The following is a 17,486-nucleotide window of genomic DNA, read 5'->3' on the forward strand; positions in this document are numbered from 1 at the left end:
ACAATCGCCGGTTATGCCTTTAGGCACCCTCGACCGCACCCCTCCGCCGTTCTTCAAGCAGGGCCCTTCGGCGCTTTCCAAGCTGATGGTCTGCAGCGCATTGGCGCTGTTCCTGATGGTGGCGGACGCGCGTTTCAGGATCACGCAGCCGGTGCGCTCCGCCGTCGCCACCGTGCTGTTCCCGCTGCAGTGGTTCGTGATGCAGCCGGTGCTCGGCTTCCGGCTGGTCAGCGACTACGTCACCACGCTCGAATCGGCCGTCTCCAGCGAGGAGGCCGCGCGCCGCAAGCTGATCCTGCAATCGCAGCGGGCCAACCAGGTGGAGCAGCTGTCCGCGGAGAACAAGCAGCTGCGGCAGCTGCTCGGCCTGCGTGACCGGCTCGGCGCGCCGGCCACGGCGGCCGAAGTGCTCTACGACGCCGCCGACCCGTACACGCGCAAGGTGATCATCGACAAGGGCCTGGCGCAGGGCGTGCAGCCCGGCTCGCCGGTGATCGACGAATCGGGGGTGCTGGGACAGATCACGCGCGTGCACCCGCTGATCAGCGAGGTGACGCTGGTGACCGATCCCGACCAGGCCATCCCGGTGCTCAACACCCGCACCGGCGTGCGCGGCATCACCTATGGCGACGCCGGCCGCCACGGCAGCGGCGGGCTGGAACTGCGCTACATGGCCGCCAACGCCGACGTGCAGCAGGGCGACCTGCTCACCACCAGCGGGGTCGACGGCGTCTACCCGCCGGGCATCCCGGTGGCCAAGGTCGCCAGGGTGGAGCGCCGGCCCGACTCGGCCTTCGCCCGCATCGTGCTGCATCCGCAGGCGCTGGTGGACGGCGCGCGGCACGTGATGGTGCTCACGCCGATGCTCAGCCAGATCCCGCCGCGGCCGGCGCCGGAAGATGCCGCGCCGGTCGCCAAGCGCCCCGGCGTCGCCCGCAAGTGAGGAGCCCCGCCGCATGATCATGCGCCCCGGGCAGCCGCTGCTGCTGCCTGCCAACCCCCTGTTCATCTGGTTCACGCTGATCGTCGCGATGATGATCAGCATGCTGCCGGTGGGCCGCGTGGCGTGGATGCCCGACGTGCTGGCCGTCGTGCTGGTGTTCTGGAGCGTGCACCAGCCGCTGCGCTTCGGCGTGATCGCCTCCTTCCTGTTCGGCCTGGCGGTGGACGTCCACCAGGCCTCGCTGCTGGGCCAGCACGCGCTCGCCTACACCACGCTCAGCTACTTCGCCATCACGATCCACCGGCGCCTGCTCTGGTTCACGGTGCCGTCGCAGGCGGTGCAGGTGCTGCCGCTGTTCGCCGCCGCCCACGGCATCGAGCTGGCCATCCGCATGCTGGCCGGCGGCGCCTTCCCCGGCCCCTGGTTCCTGCTGGCGCCCGTGCTGGAAGCCGCACTTTGGCCGGTCGTGAGCGTGCTCTTGCTCCTGCCCCAGCGCAGGGCACCCGATCCGGACGAAAATCGCCCCCTGTAGGAAACAGGGGCCATGACCGAACTCCGCAACGTCGAAGCCGAACTCTCGCGCTTCCGCATCCGCATCCTGGTGGCCGTCGGGGTCATCCTGCTGTGCTTCCTGCTGCTGGTGGCGCGGCTGGTGTGGCTGCAGATCGTCAAGCACGAGCAGTTCGACGACCAGGCCGAGGCCAACCGGACGGCGATCGTCCCGATCGTGCCGAACCGGGGGCTGATCCTGGACCGCAACGGCATCGTGCTGGCGACCAACTACTCCGCCTACACGCTGGAGATCACGCCCTCGCGCCTGTCCCAGCCGCTCGACACCGTGGTGGACGAACTGGCCGGCGTCATCGAGGTCAGCCCGCGCGACCGCCGCCGCTTCAAGAAGCTGCTGGAGGAAAGCAAGAGCATCGACTCGGTGCCGCTGCGCACGAAGCTGACCGACGAGGAAGTCGCGCGCTTCACCGTGCAGCGCTTCCGCTTCCCGGGCGTCGACATCAAGGCCCGCCTCTTCCGCAACTACCCCTGGGGCGAACTCGCCAGCCACGCCATCGGCTACATCGGGCGCATCAACCAGTCCGAGAAGAAGCAGATGGAGGAGTGGGACGAGGAGGACCAGGCCAACTACCGCGGCACCGAATACATCGGCAAGCTGGGCGTGGAGCAGAGCTTCGAGAAGCAGCTGCACGGCGTCACCGGCGTGGAGCAGGTGGAAACCTCCGCCGGCGGCCGGCCGGTGCGCAAGCTCGCGAGCAGCCCGGCGACGCCCGGCAACACGGTGGTGCTGTCGATCGACATCAAGCTGCAGCGCCTGATCGAGGACATGTACGGCGACCGCCGCGGCGCGCTGGTGGCGATGGACCCGAAGAACGGCGAGGTGCTGGCCTTCGTCAGCAAGCCGACCTTCGACCCGAACCTGTTCGTCGACGGCATCGACCAGGAGAACTGGTCGATGCTCAACGAGTCGATCGACAAGCCGCTGCTGAACCGCGCGCTGCGCGGCACCTATCCGCCCGGCTCGACGTACAAGCCCTTCATGGCCCTGGCCGCGCTGGAGACCGGCAAGCGCACCGCTGGCCAGGTGATCATGGACGGCGGCTCCTGGGCCTTCGGCGGGCACGTGTTCCGCAGCCACGGCGACCACGGGCTGGGCGCCGTCGACATGCACACCAGCATCGTCAAGTCGAGCAACGTCTACTACTACTCGCTGGCCAACGAGATGGGCGTGGACTTGATGCACGACTTCATGAAGCCGCTCGGCTTCGGCCAGATCACCGGCATCGACATCTTCGGCGAGGTACGCGGCGTGCTCCCCAGCCAGGAGTGGAAGCGCAACTACTACCGGCGGCCCGAGCAGAAGAAGTGGTACGCCGGCGAGACCATCTCGCTGGGCATCGGCCAGGGCTACAACAGCTTCACGATGCTGCAGCTGGCGGGCGCCCTCTCCACGGTGCTCAACAACGGCATCAAGCACAAGCCCCACCTCGCGATCGCGACGCAGGACGCCATGACCAAGCAGCGCACGCCGCTGGCCAAGGAGGAGCCGGTGAACCTGGGCTACAAGCCCGAGCACCTGGCCGTCATCCGCAAGGCGATGGTGGGCGTGACGCAGCAGGGCACGTCGACGCGCGTGTTCCAGGGCGCCGGCTACCTGTCCGGCGGCAAGACCGGCACGGCGCAGGCCGTGGGCGTCGCGCAGGGCGCGAAGTACAACGCCTCCAAGCTCGAGGAGCACCAGCGCGACCACTCGCTCTACATCGCGTTCGCGCCGGCGGAAGACCCCAAGATCGCCATCGCCATGATCGTGGAGAACGCGGGCTTCGGCGCGGCCGCCGCGGCGCCGATCGCGCGGCGCGCTTTCGACTACTACCTCATGAACCAGTACCCGAGCGAGGAAGACCTCGCCGCGGTGCGCGAGGGCAAGGCGGCCAACCCGATCGGCACGCCGCGGGTCGCCAGCGAAGTGGCGTGGCCGCCGCCGTCGGCCGGTGGCGCGGCGGCCGCGGCGGCCAGCGCCGATGCGCTCGTCGCCTCGGGGGCCTCGCCCCAGTCGGGGTTGCCGCCTTCCGGCCGCGGGCCGGCCCATGCGGCCGCGGTCGCGCCGGCCGCTGCGGGCGCGCAGGCCGTTCCCACGAATTTCACGCCGTCCCCGGCGGTGCATCCGGCCTTCGCGGCCGCCGCGCCCCCGGCGCCGGTGGCGGCACCGCCGGCGGCGGCGGCTTCCGCGACCGCTCCCGTGGCGCCGGCGTCAGCGGCGCGCCCCGTGCCGGTGGTCCGGCCGGCACCGGCGCCCGCACCCCGGCCCCCGCGGCCGGTGGCACAGGCCGCCGTGCCCGCCACGCCCGAGGTCAGAGTGCCGCCGGCACCGTCATCGGCTGCGCCGGCCACGCCTGCGGCACCCGCGGAGTGATCCCGGAGGCCTCGAGCAGCCAGCCCGTGACGGCCTCGGGCATCGCCATCACCTGCCCCGGGAAACTGCCCGCTGGAAAGCCGACGTGGCCGCCGTGCGCCGGCTGCCACAGCGTGACCCAGTCCCCCACCTCGCCCTCGCGCGGCAGGCTTGCCGCCGGGATGAAGGGGTCGTTGCGCGCGTTCAGGGCCAGCGCGGGGATCCGGATGCGGTGCAGGTGCGGCTTGGCCGAGGCGCGCGCCCAGTAGTCCTCGGTGCCCCGGAAGCCGTGCACGGGCGCGGTGAAGATGTTGTCGAACTCGTAGAGGTCGCGGGCGCGCAGCAGCGCCTCGCGGTCGAACAGGCCCGGATGCTGCGCCCACTTGCGCAACGCCTTCGGCTTCATGGTCCGCAGGAACATGGTGGTGTAGACCATGCGGTTGAAGCCGCGGCCGATGGCATGGCCGCCGGCGGCCAGGTCCAGCGGCGAACACACGGACGCCACGGCGGACGCGACACGGGCGGCCGCTTCGCCCTGTTCGCCGGCCCAGCGCAGCAGCGCATTGCCGCCCAGCGAGACGCCCACCGCCACGATCGGCCCCTGGTGCAGCTCGCGCAGGCGCCCCAGGATCCAGCCGATCTCCTCGTGGTCGCCGGAGTGGTAGGCGCGCGGCGCCAGGTTCAGTTCGCCGCTGCAGCCGCGGAAGTGCGGCACGACGAAGGTGAGCTTGCCGCGCCAGGCGACGTCGGCGAAGGCCTCCGCATAGTGGCTCCGCGACGAGCCCTCGAGACCGTGGAACAGCACGATCAGCGGCCGCCGGGCCGAGGCGTCGTGGGCCAGGAAGTCGAGGTCGACGAAATCGCCGTCGGGCGTGGCCCAACGCTCGCGCCGGTAGGCGGGCACCGGCCCGCGCGTGCGGCGGGCGTACAGCGCCGGCCAGATCGTCTGGAGGTTGCCGCCGGGGAGCCACCAGGGCGCGCGGTAACCGCGCATGTACGCGCCGGGGACGCTAGTGGAGGACGGCGGGCGCATTCGAGACTTCCTGGATCTCGCTCGTCGTCCCGGGGCTGGCGTGGTGCGCCACCAGGCGCCAGCCCTGCGCCGTGCGGTGGTAGACGTTGGTGGCGATGACCCAGGCGTTGGTCGGGCCCTGCGGCGTGAGCACTTCGACCCGCTCCAGCACGTTGTGCACGCAGCTGCCCATGCAGACCGTCTTGCGCACGCGCTCGGGCCAGGCCCGCACCGCACCGCCGTCGGCGAACATCGCCTCGAACGTGGCGCGGATCGCCGTCGCGCCCACCACCCGCGGTCCGCCCGGGTGGATGCAGATGATCTCGTCCTCGTCGGCCCAGCAGGCCATGAGCTTGTCGATGTCCCCGCGCTGGAGGGCATCGTAGAAAGCGGCTTCGATTTCGTCGGCGTCGCCTTCGAGGCTGGCGGCCTGGAGCTTGGACTTCTTGCGCATGCGAATGGGGATCCTGCCGGGCATTGTGCCCGGATCAGAGGAGCCAGCGGCGGACCGCTTCCGGCAGGTCGCCCTGGGCTGCCTGCCAGACGGTTTCCGGCGCGGCGACGTGGATGCCCGCGGGCGCGATGCGCAGGGCGACCGCCAGCAGTTCCGCCACCTTGACGGCCCGCACCGGCTGTTCGCTGGAAGGCACCATGAACTTGAAGATCGACAGCATCCAGTGCGCGAGCCGCGCGAATGCGTTCGCGTGCACCGCGTCGGCCGGCTTCTGCGCCGAGCGCAGGATCAGCAGGCGCTCGAAACCGAGCGCGGCGACCGCCTGTTCGTCCAGGCTGGACAGGCCGCGCTTGAGCGCTTCGGGCAACCGGCCGGGAGCGTGCGGCAGCACGACGGCCAGCGTGCGCACGCCCGACGCCCGCATCCAGCGCGCGACGGCAGGCAGCTGCGGCGGCGACGGCGTCCACAGCGCGCGCTCGCGTTCGTGGAACATCCGCGGCGGATCGAACAGCACGATGCCGACGTCGGCGGCGGTGAGCGGCCACTCCGTCGGATCGTCCGCGGGGACCACCCGGGTGCGGACGCCGCGCAGCCCCTCGCGGATCGCCTCCCGCGCGAGCACCTCGGTGCCGCCGAAGGTGGAGGCGCCGACCAGCCGGCGCAGCACCTCGTTGCCCAGCGTGCCGGTGGCCCCGGCGATGAGCAGCCGCGGCTTGCCCACGGATGGGATGGCGCGCGACGCCGCCTGCAGCACTTGAAGCGGGTCCTGGCGCATCCCATCTATGCTACCTTCACAGGCCCCCGGCCAAGGAACCGAACGATGAAGAAGCTGCTGCTGATCCTGGCGTCCGTGCTCGCGTTGAGCGGCTGCGGATACAACGACTTCCAGAGGCTGGACGAACAGACCAAGTCGGCCTGGAGCGAGGTGCTGAACCAGTACCAGCGGCGCGCCGACCTCGTGCCCAACCTGGTGGCCACGGTGAAGGGCGAGGCGAACTTCGAGCAGGAAACGCTCACGCGCGTGGTCGAGGCGCGGGCGCGCGCGACAGCGGTGCAGGTGACGCCCGAAACGCTCAACGACCCGCAGGCTTTCCAGCGCTTCCAGCAGGCGCAGGGCGAGCTCTCCAGCGCGCTGTCGCGCCTGCTGGTGGTCAGCGAGCAGTACCCGACGCTGCAGTCCAACCAGGGCTTCCGCGACCTGCGCGTCGCGCTCGAAGGCACGGAGAACCGCATCACCGTCGCGCGCAACCGCTACATCCAGTCGGTGCAGGAGTACAACGTGCTGGCGCGCAGCTTCCCCACCAACCTGACGGCGATGGTCTTCAACTACGACCCGAAGCCGACCTTCACCGTGCAGAACGAGGCGCAGATCTCCGCCCCGCCGCGCGTGGACTTCGGCGCGCCCGCCACGGCGCCGGCCCGGCCGGGTGCGCCCGCGCCGGCCGCACCCGCCGTTCCCGCCCCTGCGGCACCCGCATCCCGCTAGGCCCGCCGCCTTGCTCCAGCGCGTCCTTTTCCTCGCCTTCGCGCTGTTCGCATGGTGCGCGGCGGCGGCGCAGGGCGTGCTGCCGGTGCCCGAGCTCACGGCGCGCGTCATCGACCAGACCGGCACGCTCGACCCCATCCAGCGCAAGGGGCTCGAGGACAAGCTGGCCGCCTTCGAGCAGAAGAAGGGCTCGCAGATGGCCATCCTGCTGGTGCCCACGACCGCGCCCGAGGACATCGCGAGCTACGCCAACCGCGTCGGCAACGCCTGGAAGATCGGCCGCCGGGACGTCGGCGACGGCATCCTGCTCATCGTCGCCAAGGACGACCGCAAGGTCCGCATCGAAGTCGCGAAGACGCTCGAAGGCGCCGTGCCGGACCTCGCCGCCAGCCGCATCATCGACGAAGCGATCACGCCGCGCTTCCGCCAGGGCGACTTCGCCGGCGGGCTGAACGCGGCCGCGGACCAGTTGATCGCGCGCGTCACCGGCGAGGCCCTGCCCGCACCGGCGCCGGCGCGGGACGCCCGCCCGCAGGGCGGCGGCGGCTTCGAGTGGTTCGACCTGGCGATCCTGCTGTTCTTCGCCGTCCCCATCGCGGGCGCGGTGCTGCGCGGAGTGCTGGGGCGCAAGCTCGGTTCGCTGGCGACCGGCGGCGGCATCGGCTTCCTGGCGCTGCTCTTCACCTCCAGCCTGGTGGTGGCGGTGATCGCCGGCATCGTCGCGCTGCTGTTCTCGCTCCTTTCGGGCGGCGGCCCGTTCGGCGGCGGCGGCCTGGGCGGCGGCGCGATGCGCGGGCGCCGCTCGCGCGGCTACGGCGGCCCCGTGATCTTTCCCGGCGGCGGTTGGGGCGGCGGCGGCGGTGGCAGCTGGGGGGGCGGCGGCGGCTTCAGCTCCGGCGGCGGCGGCGACTTCGGCGGCGGCGGCGCCTCGGGAGGATGGTGATGCTCCAGCGCCTGCAACGGATCCTGCGCCATCGCTGGCTCGACGACGCGACCACGCGCCGCGCGATTCCGCCCGCGCTGGCCGACAAGCTGGCGCAGCACGTCGCGGAAAGCGAACGCCGGCACACCGGCGAGGTCCGCATCTACGTCGAAGCCGGCCTGCCCCTCGGCTACCTCTGGCGCGACGCCGTGCCGCGGGAACGGGCGATCGCCATGTTCGGCAAGCTCGGCGTGTGGGACACCGAGCAGAACAACGGCGTGCTCATCTACCTGCTGCTGGCGGAACACGCGATCGAGGTGGTGGCGGACCGCGGACTGAGCCGCCACGTGCGGCCGGAGCAATGGCAGGAAGTCGTGCAGCACATGCGCGACGCCTTCCGCGCCGGCCAGTACGAACAGGGCCTGCTGCGCGCCGTCGACGAAGTGACGGCACTGCTGGTGCAGCACTTCCCGGCGGCGCCCGGCGCACACAACGCGAACGAACTGCCGGATACTCCGATCCTCGGTTGAACGGGGCGGCGGCACGCCCGCTGGCGCGGCAGTTCCGCGCGCGCGGCGTGCAGATCGACCTCGTGCCGCTGCCCTTCGCGGTTTGGGCCCTCGGCGGAGACCGCGCCTTCTCGCGCCCGGACAGCAAGCACCCGGAGGCGCTGACGCGCACCGAGCCCGTCAGTCCCGCACTTCGCCGTTCGGCCGCAGCAGCGCCATGCCGACGTAGCTGCCGCCGTGGCGGAAGTTCGGCTTGAAGTCCACCACGTAGCCGCCCGCGTCATAGCGGCCGAGACCCGAGAGCGAGCGATGCAGCGAGGCCCGCGACAGGTCACGCCCCGCGCGCTTCATGCCCTCCACCAGCACCTTGGCCGCGATGCACGCCTCCAGCGCCGTGACGGAGATGGGCGCGGGTTGCGCCGCCGCGGCCCAGGCGTCGTTGCATTCCTTGACCACCGGCACGCCGTTGGAACGCGGCGTCGGCACGGTGAGCGCGACCGACACGCCGGCCGCGTGCGGGCCGAGCGCCTTGGCCAGCTGGCTGGCGCCCGCGAAGGACAGGCTGGTCACCATCACGGCCCGGTTCGCTTCGCGCAGCTTCTTCACCAGCTGCGCCGCCGGCGCGTAGAGCGTCGTGACGACCAGCACGTTGGGGTCGGCCGCGATCACTTCCTTGACGTTCGCCTCCGTGATGTCGACGTTGCGCTTGATCGCGACGGACACCGGCGTGCGGTTGAACTTCTTCAGCACCGTGGCCACCGTCTCGAAGTTCTGCTTGCCGACGGTGTCGTCGTAGTGCAGCACCGTCACCTTGGTGTTGCCGAGGTTGCCCCAGAAGGTGATGACCTTCTCGATCTCGTCCGCATAGGTGGCGCGCACGGTGTAGACGAATTCGTTCTGCTTGCGGATGGTGTCGGCGCCGGTGAACGGCGCGAAGAAGGGCACCTTGTGCTCCTGCACCATCGGCATGGCCGGGATGCTGAGCGTGGACGACGCGTAGCCGAACAGTGCGACGGCGTTGTGCTCCGTCACCAGCTTCTGCGTGTTCTCGCCGGAGAGCTTGGTCTCGTTGCGGTCGTCGAGCGTGACCAGCTTCAGCTTGCCCTGCGGCAGCCCGCCGGCGTCATTCACCTTCTTGAAATAGGCCAGCGCACCGTTGCGGATGTCGTTGCCGAGCTCCGCGTTGCCGCCGGTCAGGGGCGCCGACTGGCCCACGACGATCTCCTGCGCCAGGGCGGGAACGGCCGCGAGCAGCAGCGGGAGGACGAGGGTACGCATGGGATCTCCGTTGGGAAAGGGCCGCGGCCGCTGCCCTAGCCTAAGCCGGTTGCCCGGCCATGCCACTCCGGTCCGACCCGGAGTCCTACAGGCCCTGCCGGCGGGCCTGCACAGCCACGTCCGGGATCGCACCGCACACTGGCACCCATGAAGGAACAGTGGCCCCACGTCCTCTGGATCGTCCGGCACGGACAGAGTGCCGGCAACGTCGCGCGCGATGCCGCCGAGGCGGCCGGCCACGCGTGGATCAACGTCGAGCACCGCGACATCGACGTGCCGCTGTCGGACCTGGGCGTGGAGCAGTCCCTCGCGCTCGGGCGCTGGTTCGGCACGCTGCCGCCGCAGGAGCGGCCGCAGGTCGTTCTGACGTCGCCCTACGTGCGCGCGGCGGAGACCACGCGGCTGCTGCTGCAGGAGGCGGGGCTCAAGGCCGGCAGCGACGTGCGGCTGCGCATCGACGAGCGCCTGCGCGAGAAGGAGTTCGGCATCCTCGACCGCCTGACGAAGCACGGCATCCGGGAGAAGTATCCGGAGCTGCACGAGCAACGCAGCCACGTCGGCAAGTTCTACTTCCGTCCACCGGGCGGCGAGAGCTGGTGCGACGTGATCCTGCGGCTGCGCAGCCTGACCGAGATGGTCGCCCGGGAACACGGCGGCCAGCGCGTCCTCGTGGTGGCGCACCAGGTGATCGTGAACTGCATGCGCTATCTCGTGGAGAACCTCGACGAGGCGCGCATCCTGGAGATCGACCGCATGGCCGACGTGCCCAACTGCGCGGTCACGTCGTACCGGCTCGACCCCGCCAGCGACGCGCTGGCGCCCGACCTCGTCAACTTCATCGCGCCGCTGTTGCGTGCGGGCGCGCCCGTGACGGTGGCCCCCGACGCGCAATCGGCGGCCAAGCCATGAACGGCGCCACGCCGATCGACGACGCCTGGCTGCATGCATGGCCGTTGCCGGACGCCGAGAAGGACGGCGACAAGGAAAGCCGTGGCCGCGTGCTCGTGGTGGCGGGCAGTCGCGAGATGCCGGGCGCGGCCGTGCTCGCGGGCACCGCCGCGCTGCGTGCCGGCGCCGGCAAGCTGGTGATCGCCACGCCGCAGTCGGCGGCGCAGGCGGTGGCGGGTGCCGTGCCCGAAGCGCGCGTGATCGCGCTGCCCGAAGCCTCCGACGGCGCCCCCACCCTGTTCGCCCTGCCGCTGCTGCAGCCCATCGCGGCGCAGGCGACAGCGGTGGTGATGGGGCCCGGCATGATCGGGCGCGAGACGACGGTGGCGCTCGTGCAGTCGCTGCTGCCCTTCCTGAAGGAAGCGACCGTCGTGCTCGACGCGCTCGCGATGGATGCCGTGGCGGCCGTGCGCCGCTTCGGCCAGCCGCTGATCCTCACGCCGCACGCCGGCGAGATGGCGCACCTGACCGGCCACGGCAAGGAGGACCTGCAGGAGGTTCCGCTGGCGATGGCGACACGCTGGGCCTCGCAATGGAACGCCTACGTTGCATTGAAGGGACCGGACACCGCCATCGCGGCGCCGGACGGCCGGACCTGGCTGCATTGCGCGCACGCGCCGGGGCTCGGGACCTCCGGTTCGGGCGACGTGCTGGCCGGCCTCATCGCCGGGCTGGCCGCCCGCGGCGCGGCCCCGGAACTCGCGATCGCGTGGGGCGTGGCACTGCACGCGCGCGCCGGACAGGCGCTGGCACGGCGGATGGGCACGGTCGGCTACCTGGCGCGCGAGCTTCCCGCGGAAGTGCCCGCGCTCATGCAGGCGCTGCGGGCCAGTCCAGGCCCAGCAGCTGCGACGGACGCGCCGGATCGTCGGCATCGGTGACGAGCAGCAGGCGGCCGGGCCCGCGCACGGCGACGCCTTCCACCTTGGGCGCACCGGCCAGCGGCTCCAGCGCGAGCAGGTCGCCGGACGCCGACATGCGCCCCACCATGCTGCCGGCGCAGGCGCCGTCGCGGTAGCTGTCGGTGGTGGCTTCCGCGACCGCGCTGAACACCCAGCCGCCACCGGGCCAGGCCGCGGCGTCCGTGAAGCCGTAGGGGACGTCGCCCGCGGAGCCGAGGGCGTGCTCCGTCACGTCGAAGGCCGGCGGTGCCGCCGCACCGGCGAGCCACGCCAGGAAGGCGGGAAGGGGGTAGCGGATGCAGGCATTGCGCGGCGCGCCGGCATTGGCGCGCTGCAGCAGGTGCACGGTGGCTCCGGTGGCGAAGGCTCCTTCGATGTTCAGGTCGGCGAAGCGGTCGCGCAGCGGCGCGTAGAGGCGCGCGAGGTCGACGTCGCGCACGGCTTGCGGCAGGCCTGCCGCGTCCAGCTCCACGAGGAAGCCACGCTCGCGGTTCGGGCGGGACCCGGAGCCCAGGGCGAGCAGGACCGGCCGCGCCGCCACGGCGCCGGGCCCGAACGCCAGCAGCGCTTCCAGGTCCGGCTTGCGGCGCTTGCGCGCGGCCGGATCGGGCGGCAGGTCGCCCGCCGCCAGCCGGTGAAGCCCGACTGGCTCGGTCATGGAGGCATCGAGCGGCAGGCACCCGAGATGGTGTTCGTCGTCGGCGACGAAGTACAGGTGCCCGAGCGCGATCGCCAGCGCGCTGGCGGCACTCAGGTGGTGTTGCCCGCGCGGATGCATGCCGGCGTCGACGCGGAGCTCGCGCAGGAGGACGGGAACCAGCATGGCTGCATTGTGCAGCCGCTGGTCCTGGAGGGTCAGCCGCGCTTGGCCGGAGCGGCCGGGGCGGCGGGCGCCGCCTTCGCCACGGCCAGGACGTCGAACGACCCGAACTGCTGTTGCGGCGTGCGCGTTTCCGGCAAGACGTACACGAAGGCGCCGTGGCGGTTCACCGTGGGCTTCAGCACCGCGTTGTAGAACCGGGGCGGGACGTTCACGCAGCCGTTGGAGATGCGGTTGTCGCTGATGTCCTCGGTGGACATCCGTTCCGCACGCCGCTCCTTCGCCGACACGTGCCGCATGCGGTGCATGGACACCGCGGCGTTGTAGTCGATCCAGATGATGTCCTCGCCCCGCGTGTTCCGCCCGGGCAGCGCCTGGAACCGGCCCGCGGGCGTGGTCTTCTCCGCCTCGGTCAGCTTCGACAGCGGCTTGGAGCCGACGCCGGGCGCGGAGTCGTCGCCCTGCGCCTTGCCGAGCAGCACCGGCGTGTGGCTCTTGAGCTTGCCCTGCGGATCGAAGACGTACATGCGCGCCGCCTTCTTGTCGATCACGACGAAGCTCTTCTTCTTGTTGTTGCGCGTGTAGGAGACCCAGTTGGCGACGTGCACGACGTCGCCGGGCACGGCCTCCTTGCCGAAATCGGCCAACGGACCCGGCTTGGTGTCCTGCGCCTTCTTCGCGGCCGCCGCCTGGCTGTCGCCCTTCGCGCCCTTCTTCGCGGCTTTCGCGCTCTTCGCGCCCTGGCCCTTGGCCTTCGCTTTCACGGGCGCGGCTTTCGCCCCGTCGGCCTTCTTCCCGTCGGCGACCCGCACGAACGCGGAGGCGTCGACCACGTGCGCGTCACGGACGGCAGCGAACGCCGGTGCGGCGAGGAGCGCCACGCCGAGGATCAGCGCCTGGTGCAGCGACGAACCCAGGAGCGAAAACTTCGCGTGCGCGAGCGGAGACCGGTACTGCATGGGACCTCTGTCGGGAATGTCGTCACGACAGCTTAGGAAGGGGCCGGGAGACGCCGAGTGCGACGACGGCGGGACCGTTTGTAGGAGCGGCGCCGGCAGGGCCGGCATCGCGCGCTGGCGCCGCAACCGCCTCGAATGCGTCCTCCAGGCGGAATCGCGACACCAGCCGGAACAGCATGGCCGCATCGTCCTTCATGGATTCCGTCGCGGCCGCCGCCTCCTCCACCAGCGATGCGTTCTGCTGCACCACCTGTTCCATCTGCGTGATCGCGCCGTTCACCTGGCCGATGCCGGCGCTCTGTTCCTGGCACGCCTGCGCGATCTCCGCCACCAGCCCGCTGACCTTCTCCACCGAGACGACGATCTCGCGCATCGTCTCGCCCGCGCCCTGCACGAGCCGCGCGCCGGCTTCCACGCGCCCCGTGGACTCCGCGATCAGCGCGCGGATCTCGCGCGCCGCCGTGGCGCTGCGCTGCGCCAGGGCGCGCACCTCGCCGGCGACCACCGCGAAGCCGCGGCCCTGGTCGCCGGCCCGTGCCGCTTCGACGGCGGCATTGAGCGCCAGGATGTTGGTCTGGAAGGCGATGCCGTCGATGACGCCGATGATGTCCTCGATGCGCCGCGAGGCCGCCGAGATGCCGGCCATCGTGGAAACCACCTGTTCCACGGCTTCGCCGCCCTTGTGCGCGACGCGCGACGCGCCCGCGGCCAGGCGGCTGGCCTCGCGCGCGTTGTCCGCATTGCTGGCGACGGTGGACGTGAGCTCCTCCATCGAGCTCGCCGTCTCCTCCAGCGTGGTCGCCTGTTCCTCGGTGCGCTGCGACAGGTCCAGGTTGCCGTGCGAGATCTGGGCGCTGAAGTCGGTCACGCGGCGAGCCACCGCCTGCACCTCGCCCACCAGCGCGCGCAGGTCGCCGCCCATGCGGTCCAGGCCTTCCAGCATCTTCTGCATGCCGCCCGAACCCCGCGCGTCCACGCGCGCGGTCAGGTCACCGGCCGCGACCTTGTCGATGAAGTTCGACGCGGCCCGCAGCGAACGCAGGATGCCTTCGCGGACGGACAGGCGCAGCCAGACGGCGAGGGCCGCGACGACGACGAAGGCCGATGCGAACAGCGCCAGCATGCCCGCGGCGGGGTCCGCGGCGCCGGCCGGCGGCGCGCAGGCCGCGGCGTGCGACGCGGCCTGCAGCGACCAGGCCGAGACGCCCAGGACGATGGGGATGGCCAGCGTCAGCACGAGCCATGCGTTGAGTTTCTGGATGACGGTCAAGGGAGCCTCCTCGGTGGCGAGCCGCTTGTGCACACTTCGTCGCGGCTGCGCGAGCACCCACTGTCACGGCCGCCGCACGCGTTGCCCATCGGCGGTGACGAGGCCGCGCGTGAACAAATGCGCGGCCCCGCAGGCGGCGGACGGACATTCCGCGGCACGGAATGAAAAAAGCCCCGTGACTTGCGGCACGGGGCTCAGAGGGCTGGTTTTTCGCCCGTTCTTATTTCTTGTCGCGGTACTTGCGCAGCGCGGCGATCTGGGCGGCCATGACCGCCAGTTCCGACTGGGCCTTCGCGATGTCGATCTCGCTCTTGGCGTTCTTCAGGGCCTCTTCGGCCGCCCGCTTGGCCTCGTTGGCCTTCTCTTCGTCCAGGTCCTTGCCGCGGATGGCGGTGTCGGACAGCACGGTCACGCGGTTCGGCTGCACTTCCAGGATGCCGCCGGCGACGAAGACGAACTCCTCGCCACCATCGGCCTTCTCGATGCGCACCGAGCCGGGCTTCACGCGCGTGATCAGCGGCGTGTGGCGCGGGTAGATGCCGAGCTCGCCGGCTTCACCGGGAAGCGCGACGAAGCGCGCCTCGCCGGAGAAGATGGACTCCTCGGCGCTCACCACGTCGACGTGGATGGTGTGGGTGGGATCTGCCATCGTGGTGCCTTAGGCGGCGGCCAGCTTCTTGGCCTTCTCGAAGGCTTCGTCGATCGTGCCGACCATGTAGAAGGCCTGCTCGGGCAGGTGGTCGCACTCGCCGGCGGTGATCATCTTGAAGCCGCGGATGGTCTCGGCCAGCGGCACGTACTTGCCGGGCGAGCCCGTGAACACTTCGGCCACGTGGAAGGGCTGCGACAGGAAACGCTGGATCTTGCGGGCGCGGGCCACGGCCAGCTTGTCTTCCGGCGCCAGTTCGTCCATGCCGAGAATGGCGATGATGTCGCGCAGTTCCTTGTAGCGCTGCAGCGTGGACTGCACGGCGCGGGTGGTGGCGTAGTGCTCTTCACCCACGACGTTCGGGTCGACCTGGCGGGACGTGGAGTCCAGCGGGTCCACGGCGGGGTAGATGCCCAGCGAGGCGATGTCGCGCGACAGCACCACGGTGGCGTCCAGGTGGGCGAAGGTGGTGGCGGGGGACGGGTCGGTCAGGTCGTCCGCCGGCACGTACACGGCCTGGATCGAGGTGATCGAACCGACCTTGGTGGACGTGATGCGTTCCTGCAGGCGGCCCATTTCCTCGGCCAGCGTCGGCTGGTAGCCCACCGCGGAAGGCATCCGGCCCAGCAGTGCGGACACTTCCGTGCCGGCCAGCGTGTAGCGGTAGATGTTGTCCACGAAGAACAGCACGTCGCGGCCTTCGTCGCGGAAGGACTCGGCGATGGTCAGGCCGGTCAGCGCCACGCGCAGGCGGTTGCCCGGGGGCTCGTTCATCTGGCCGTACACCATGGCCACTTTCGATTCGGCCAGGTTGTCCAGCTTCACGACGCCGGAGTCGGCCATCTCGTGATAGAAGTCGTTGCCTTCGCGGGTGCGCTCACCCACGCCGGCGAACACCGACAGGCCGGAGTGGGCCTTGGCGATGTTGTTGATCAGCTCCATCATGTTCACGGTCTTGCCGACGCCGGCGCCGCCGAACAGGCCCACCTTGCCGCCCTTGGCGAACGGGCAGATCAGGTCGATCACCTTGATGCCGGTTTCCAGCAGCTCCTGCGAGGGCGACAGCTCGTCGTACTCGGGGGCGCGGCGGTGGATGGGGGCGGTCAGGGTCTGGTCGACCGGGCCGCGCTCGTCGATCGGCGTGCCCAGCACGTCCATGATGCGGCCGAGGGTGGCCTTGCCGACGGGCACCGTGATCGGCGCGCCGGTGTTGTAGACCATGGAGCCGCGGCGCAGGCCGTCCGACGAACCCAGCGCGATGGTGCGCACCACGCCGTCACCCAGCTGCTGCTGCACTTCCAGCGTCAGCGCGGCGCCTTCCATCTTCAGCGCGTCGTACACGCGCGGCATCGCCTCGCGCGGGAACTCGACGTCGACCACGGCGCCGATGCACTGGACAATCTTTCCTTGGACTTGAGCCATCTTTGTTGCTCCGAAAATTTAAACAGCCGCCGCCCCAGACACGATCTCCGAAAGCTCTTTCGTGATCGCGGCCTGGCGCGTCTTGTTGTAGACCAGCTTGAGTTCGCCGATGAGGTTGCCGGCGTTGTCCGTCGCGGCCTTCATGGCCACCATGCGCGCGGACTGCTCCGAGGCCATGTTCTCGGCCACGGCCTGGTATACCAGCGCCTCGACGTAGCGCAGCAGCAGTTCGTCGATGACGGCCTGCGCGTCCGGCTCGTAGATGTAGTCCCAGCCGTGCTCGTGCCCGGTGGCGCTCGCCTTGGACTCGGCTTCCATCCTGGCGGCCGACAGGGGCAGCAGCTGCTCCACCACCGGCTCCTGGCGCATCGTGTTGATGAACTTGGTGTACGAGATGTACACCGCGCTCAGCTTGCCTTCGGCGTATTGGTCCAGCAGCACCTTGACCGGCCCGATCAGGCGTTCGAGGTGCGGCGTGTCGCCCAGCTGGGTGACATGCGACACGACCTGCGCGCCGATGCGGTTCAGGAAGCCGAGGCCCTTGTTGCCGATCGCCACGGTCTGGACGCTGCGGCCCTCGCCCTGGAGCTCGCGCAGCTTCTGCGTCACGGCGCGCAGCACGTTGGTGTTGAGGCCGCCGCACAGGCCCTTGTCGGTCGAGACCACGATGATGCCCGCAGCCTTCACGTCGCTCGTCTTCATGAACGCGTGCGTGTACTCCGGGTTGGCCTTGCCGAGGTTGGCGGCGATGTTGCGAACCTTCTCGCTGTAGGGACGCGCGGAGCGCATGCGCTCCTGCGCCTTGCGCATCTTGCTCGCGGCCACCATTTCCATGGCCTTGGTGATCTTCTTGGTGTTCTCCACCGATTTGATCTTGCCGCGAATCTCTTTTCCAGCAGCCATTAATCAGCTCCTTTGACTTCCCCGGGGCCGCCGCGGAACCGGCTTTGCCGGGCCGCTGGGGGCGCCCCCTTGAGGGGGAGGCGGCCGTAGGCCGCTTCGGGGGTGGG

The 17,486-nt window shown here is 70.7% G+C and carries 18 protein-coding genes; 8 read left to right on the top strand and 10 right to left on the bottom strand.

All coding sequences use genetic code 11. From position 1 onward, the window contains the following. The first annotated feature begins 13 nt into the window (after positions 1–13). The 3 genes from mreC to mrdA are packed head-to-tail and all read left to right on the top strand — an operon-like array spanning position 14 to position 3,866. On the top strand, positions 14–943 hold the full coding sequence (mreC, locus tag IM787_RS05690; RefSeq protein ID WP_193675682.1) for a rod shape-determining protein MreC: 930 nt from the start codon (positions 14–16) through the stop codon (positions 941–943). Between the two features lie 13 nt (positions 944–956). After that, the gene (mreD, locus tag IM787_RS05695; protein WP_193675683.1) at positions 957–1,475 is read left to right on the top strand and encodes a rod shape-determining protein MreD; all 519 of its coding nucleotides are present in this window, start codon (positions 957–959) and stop codon (positions 1,473–1,475) included. 12 nt (positions 1,476–1,487) lie between these two features. Next, a complete protein-coding gene (gene mrdA / locus IM787_RS05700) occupies positions 1,488–3,866 on the top strand; it encodes a penicillin-binding protein 2 (protein ID WP_193675684.1) in 2,379 nt (792 codons plus the stop codon). Here mrdA and IM787_RS05705 read toward each other — a convergent pair. From IM787_RS05705 to IM787_RS05715, 3 genes are read right to left on the bottom strand one after another with little or no spacing between them, the layout of a single operon-like run. Then, positions 3,805–4,839, bottom strand: a complete 1,035-nt coding sequence (locus IM787_RS05705) for a YheT family hydrolase (RefSeq protein WP_193675685.1) — start codon at positions 4,837–4,839, stop codon at positions 3,805–3,807. The two genes, mrdA and IM787_RS05705, sit on opposite strands and share 62 nt — an antisense overlap. Before the next feature lie 16 nt (positions 4,840–4,855). After that, positions 4,856–5,311 carry a YybH family protein gene (locus IM787_RS05710; RefSeq protein ID WP_193675686.1) on the bottom strand — a complete coding sequence of 152 codons (456 nt, stop codon included), beginning with the start codon at positions 5,309–5,311 and terminating at the stop codon, positions 4,856–4,858. A 34-nt stretch (positions 5,312–5,345) separates the two neighbouring features. After that, positions 5,346–6,086: a hypothetical protein gene (locus IM787_RS05715; protein WP_193675687.1), complete on the bottom strand. Its 741-nt coding sequence runs from the start codon at positions 6,084–6,086 to the stop codon at positions 5,346–5,348. Between the two features lie 45 nt (positions 6,087–6,131). Between IM787_RS05715 and IM787_RS05720 the strand changes: the two genes are divergently transcribed. The 3 genes from IM787_RS05720 to IM787_RS05730 are packed head-to-tail and all read left to right on the top strand — an operon-like array spanning position 6,132 to position 8,249. Continuing rightward, entirely contained in the window at positions 6,132–6,797 is a 666-nt protein-coding gene (locus IM787_RS05720; protein WP_193675688.1) for a LemA family protein, read from the top strand. Positions 6,798–6,807: 10 nt separating this feature from the next. Continuing rightward, positions 6,808–7,740 carry a TPM domain-containing protein gene (locus IM787_RS05725; RefSeq protein WP_193675689.1) on the top strand — a complete coding sequence of 311 codons (933 nt, stop codon included), beginning with the start codon at positions 6,808–6,810 and terminating at the stop codon, positions 7,738–7,740. Continuing rightward, positions 7,740–8,249 carry a TPM domain-containing protein gene (locus tag IM787_RS05730; RefSeq protein ID WP_193675690.1) on the top strand — a complete coding sequence of 170 codons (510 nt, stop codon included), beginning with the start codon at positions 7,740–7,742 and terminating at the stop codon, positions 8,247–8,249. The genes IM787_RS05725 and IM787_RS05730 overlap by 1 nt, the downstream gene beginning before the upstream one ends. Positions 8,250–8,408: 159 nt before the next feature. On the opposite strand, the gene IM787_RS05735 is transcribed toward IM787_RS05730, so the two are convergent. Continuing rightward, a complete protein-coding gene (locus tag IM787_RS05735) occupies positions 8,409–9,506 on the bottom strand; it encodes an ABC transporter substrate-binding protein (RefSeq protein WP_193675691.1) in 1,098 nt (365 codons plus the stop codon). 147 nt (positions 9,507–9,653) lie between these two features. Between IM787_RS05735 and IM787_RS05740 the strand changes: the two genes are divergently transcribed. Next, positions 9,654–10,415 (top strand): histidine phosphatase family protein, encoded by a 762-nt coding sequence (locus IM787_RS05740; RefSeq protein ID WP_193675692.1) that lies wholly within the window; start codon positions 9,654–9,656, stop codon positions 10,413–10,415. After that, a complete protein-coding gene (locus IM787_RS05745; RefSeq protein WP_193675693.1) occupies positions 10,412–11,335 on the top strand; it encodes an NAD(P)H-hydrate dehydratase in 924 nt (307 codons plus the stop codon). The genes IM787_RS05740 and IM787_RS05745 overlap by 4 nt, the downstream gene beginning before the upstream one ends. On the opposite strand, the gene IM787_RS05750 is transcribed toward IM787_RS05745, so the two are convergent. The 6 genes from IM787_RS05750 to atpG all read right to left on the bottom strand — a co-directional run bounded on the left by IM787_RS05750 (position 11,265) and on the right by atpG (position 17,379). Beyond that, on the bottom strand, positions 11,265–12,179 hold the full coding sequence (locus IM787_RS05750; RefSeq protein WP_193675694.1) for a DUF6929 family protein: 915 nt from the start codon (positions 12,177–12,179) through the stop codon (positions 11,265–11,267). The genes IM787_RS05745 and IM787_RS05750 overlap by 71 nt on opposite strands. 32 nt (positions 12,180–12,211) lie before the next feature. Further along, positions 12,212–13,135, bottom strand: a complete 924-nt coding sequence (locus IM787_RS05755; RefSeq protein ID WP_193675695.1) for a L,D-transpeptidase — start codon at positions 13,133–13,135, stop codon at positions 12,212–12,214. 22 nt (positions 13,136–13,157) lie between these two features. After that, a complete protein-coding gene (locus tag IM787_RS21700; RefSeq protein ID WP_290427330.1) occupies positions 13,158–14,405 on the bottom strand; it encodes a methyl-accepting chemotaxis protein in 1,248 nt (415 codons plus the stop codon). Between the two features lie 220 nt (positions 14,406–14,625). After that, positions 14,626–15,054, bottom strand: a complete 429-nt coding sequence (locus IM787_RS05765) for a F0F1 ATP synthase subunit epsilon (protein ID WP_193675696.1) — start codon at positions 15,052–15,054, stop codon at positions 14,626–14,628. A gap of 9 nt (positions 15,055–15,063) precedes the next feature. Further along, positions 15,064–16,476 carry a F0F1 ATP synthase subunit beta gene (gene atpD / locus IM787_RS05770; RefSeq protein WP_193675697.1) on the bottom strand — a complete coding sequence of 471 codons (1,413 nt, stop codon included), beginning with the start codon at positions 16,474–16,476 and terminating at the stop codon, positions 15,064–15,066. Between the two features lie 18 nt (positions 16,477–16,494). Further along, positions 16,495–17,379, bottom strand: a complete 885-nt coding sequence (gene atpG / locus IM787_RS05775) for a F0F1 ATP synthase subunit gamma (protein WP_193675698.1) — start codon at positions 17,377–17,379, stop codon at positions 16,495–16,497. Between the last annotated feature and the right edge of the window lie 107 nt (positions 17,380–17,486).

Origin of the sequence: Ramlibacter pallidus, from assembly GCF_015070875.1 — a bacterium.
Taxonomy (GTDB): Bacteria; Pseudomonadota; Gammaproteobacteria; order Burkholderiales; family Burkholderiaceae_C; genus Ramlibacter; species Ramlibacter pallidus.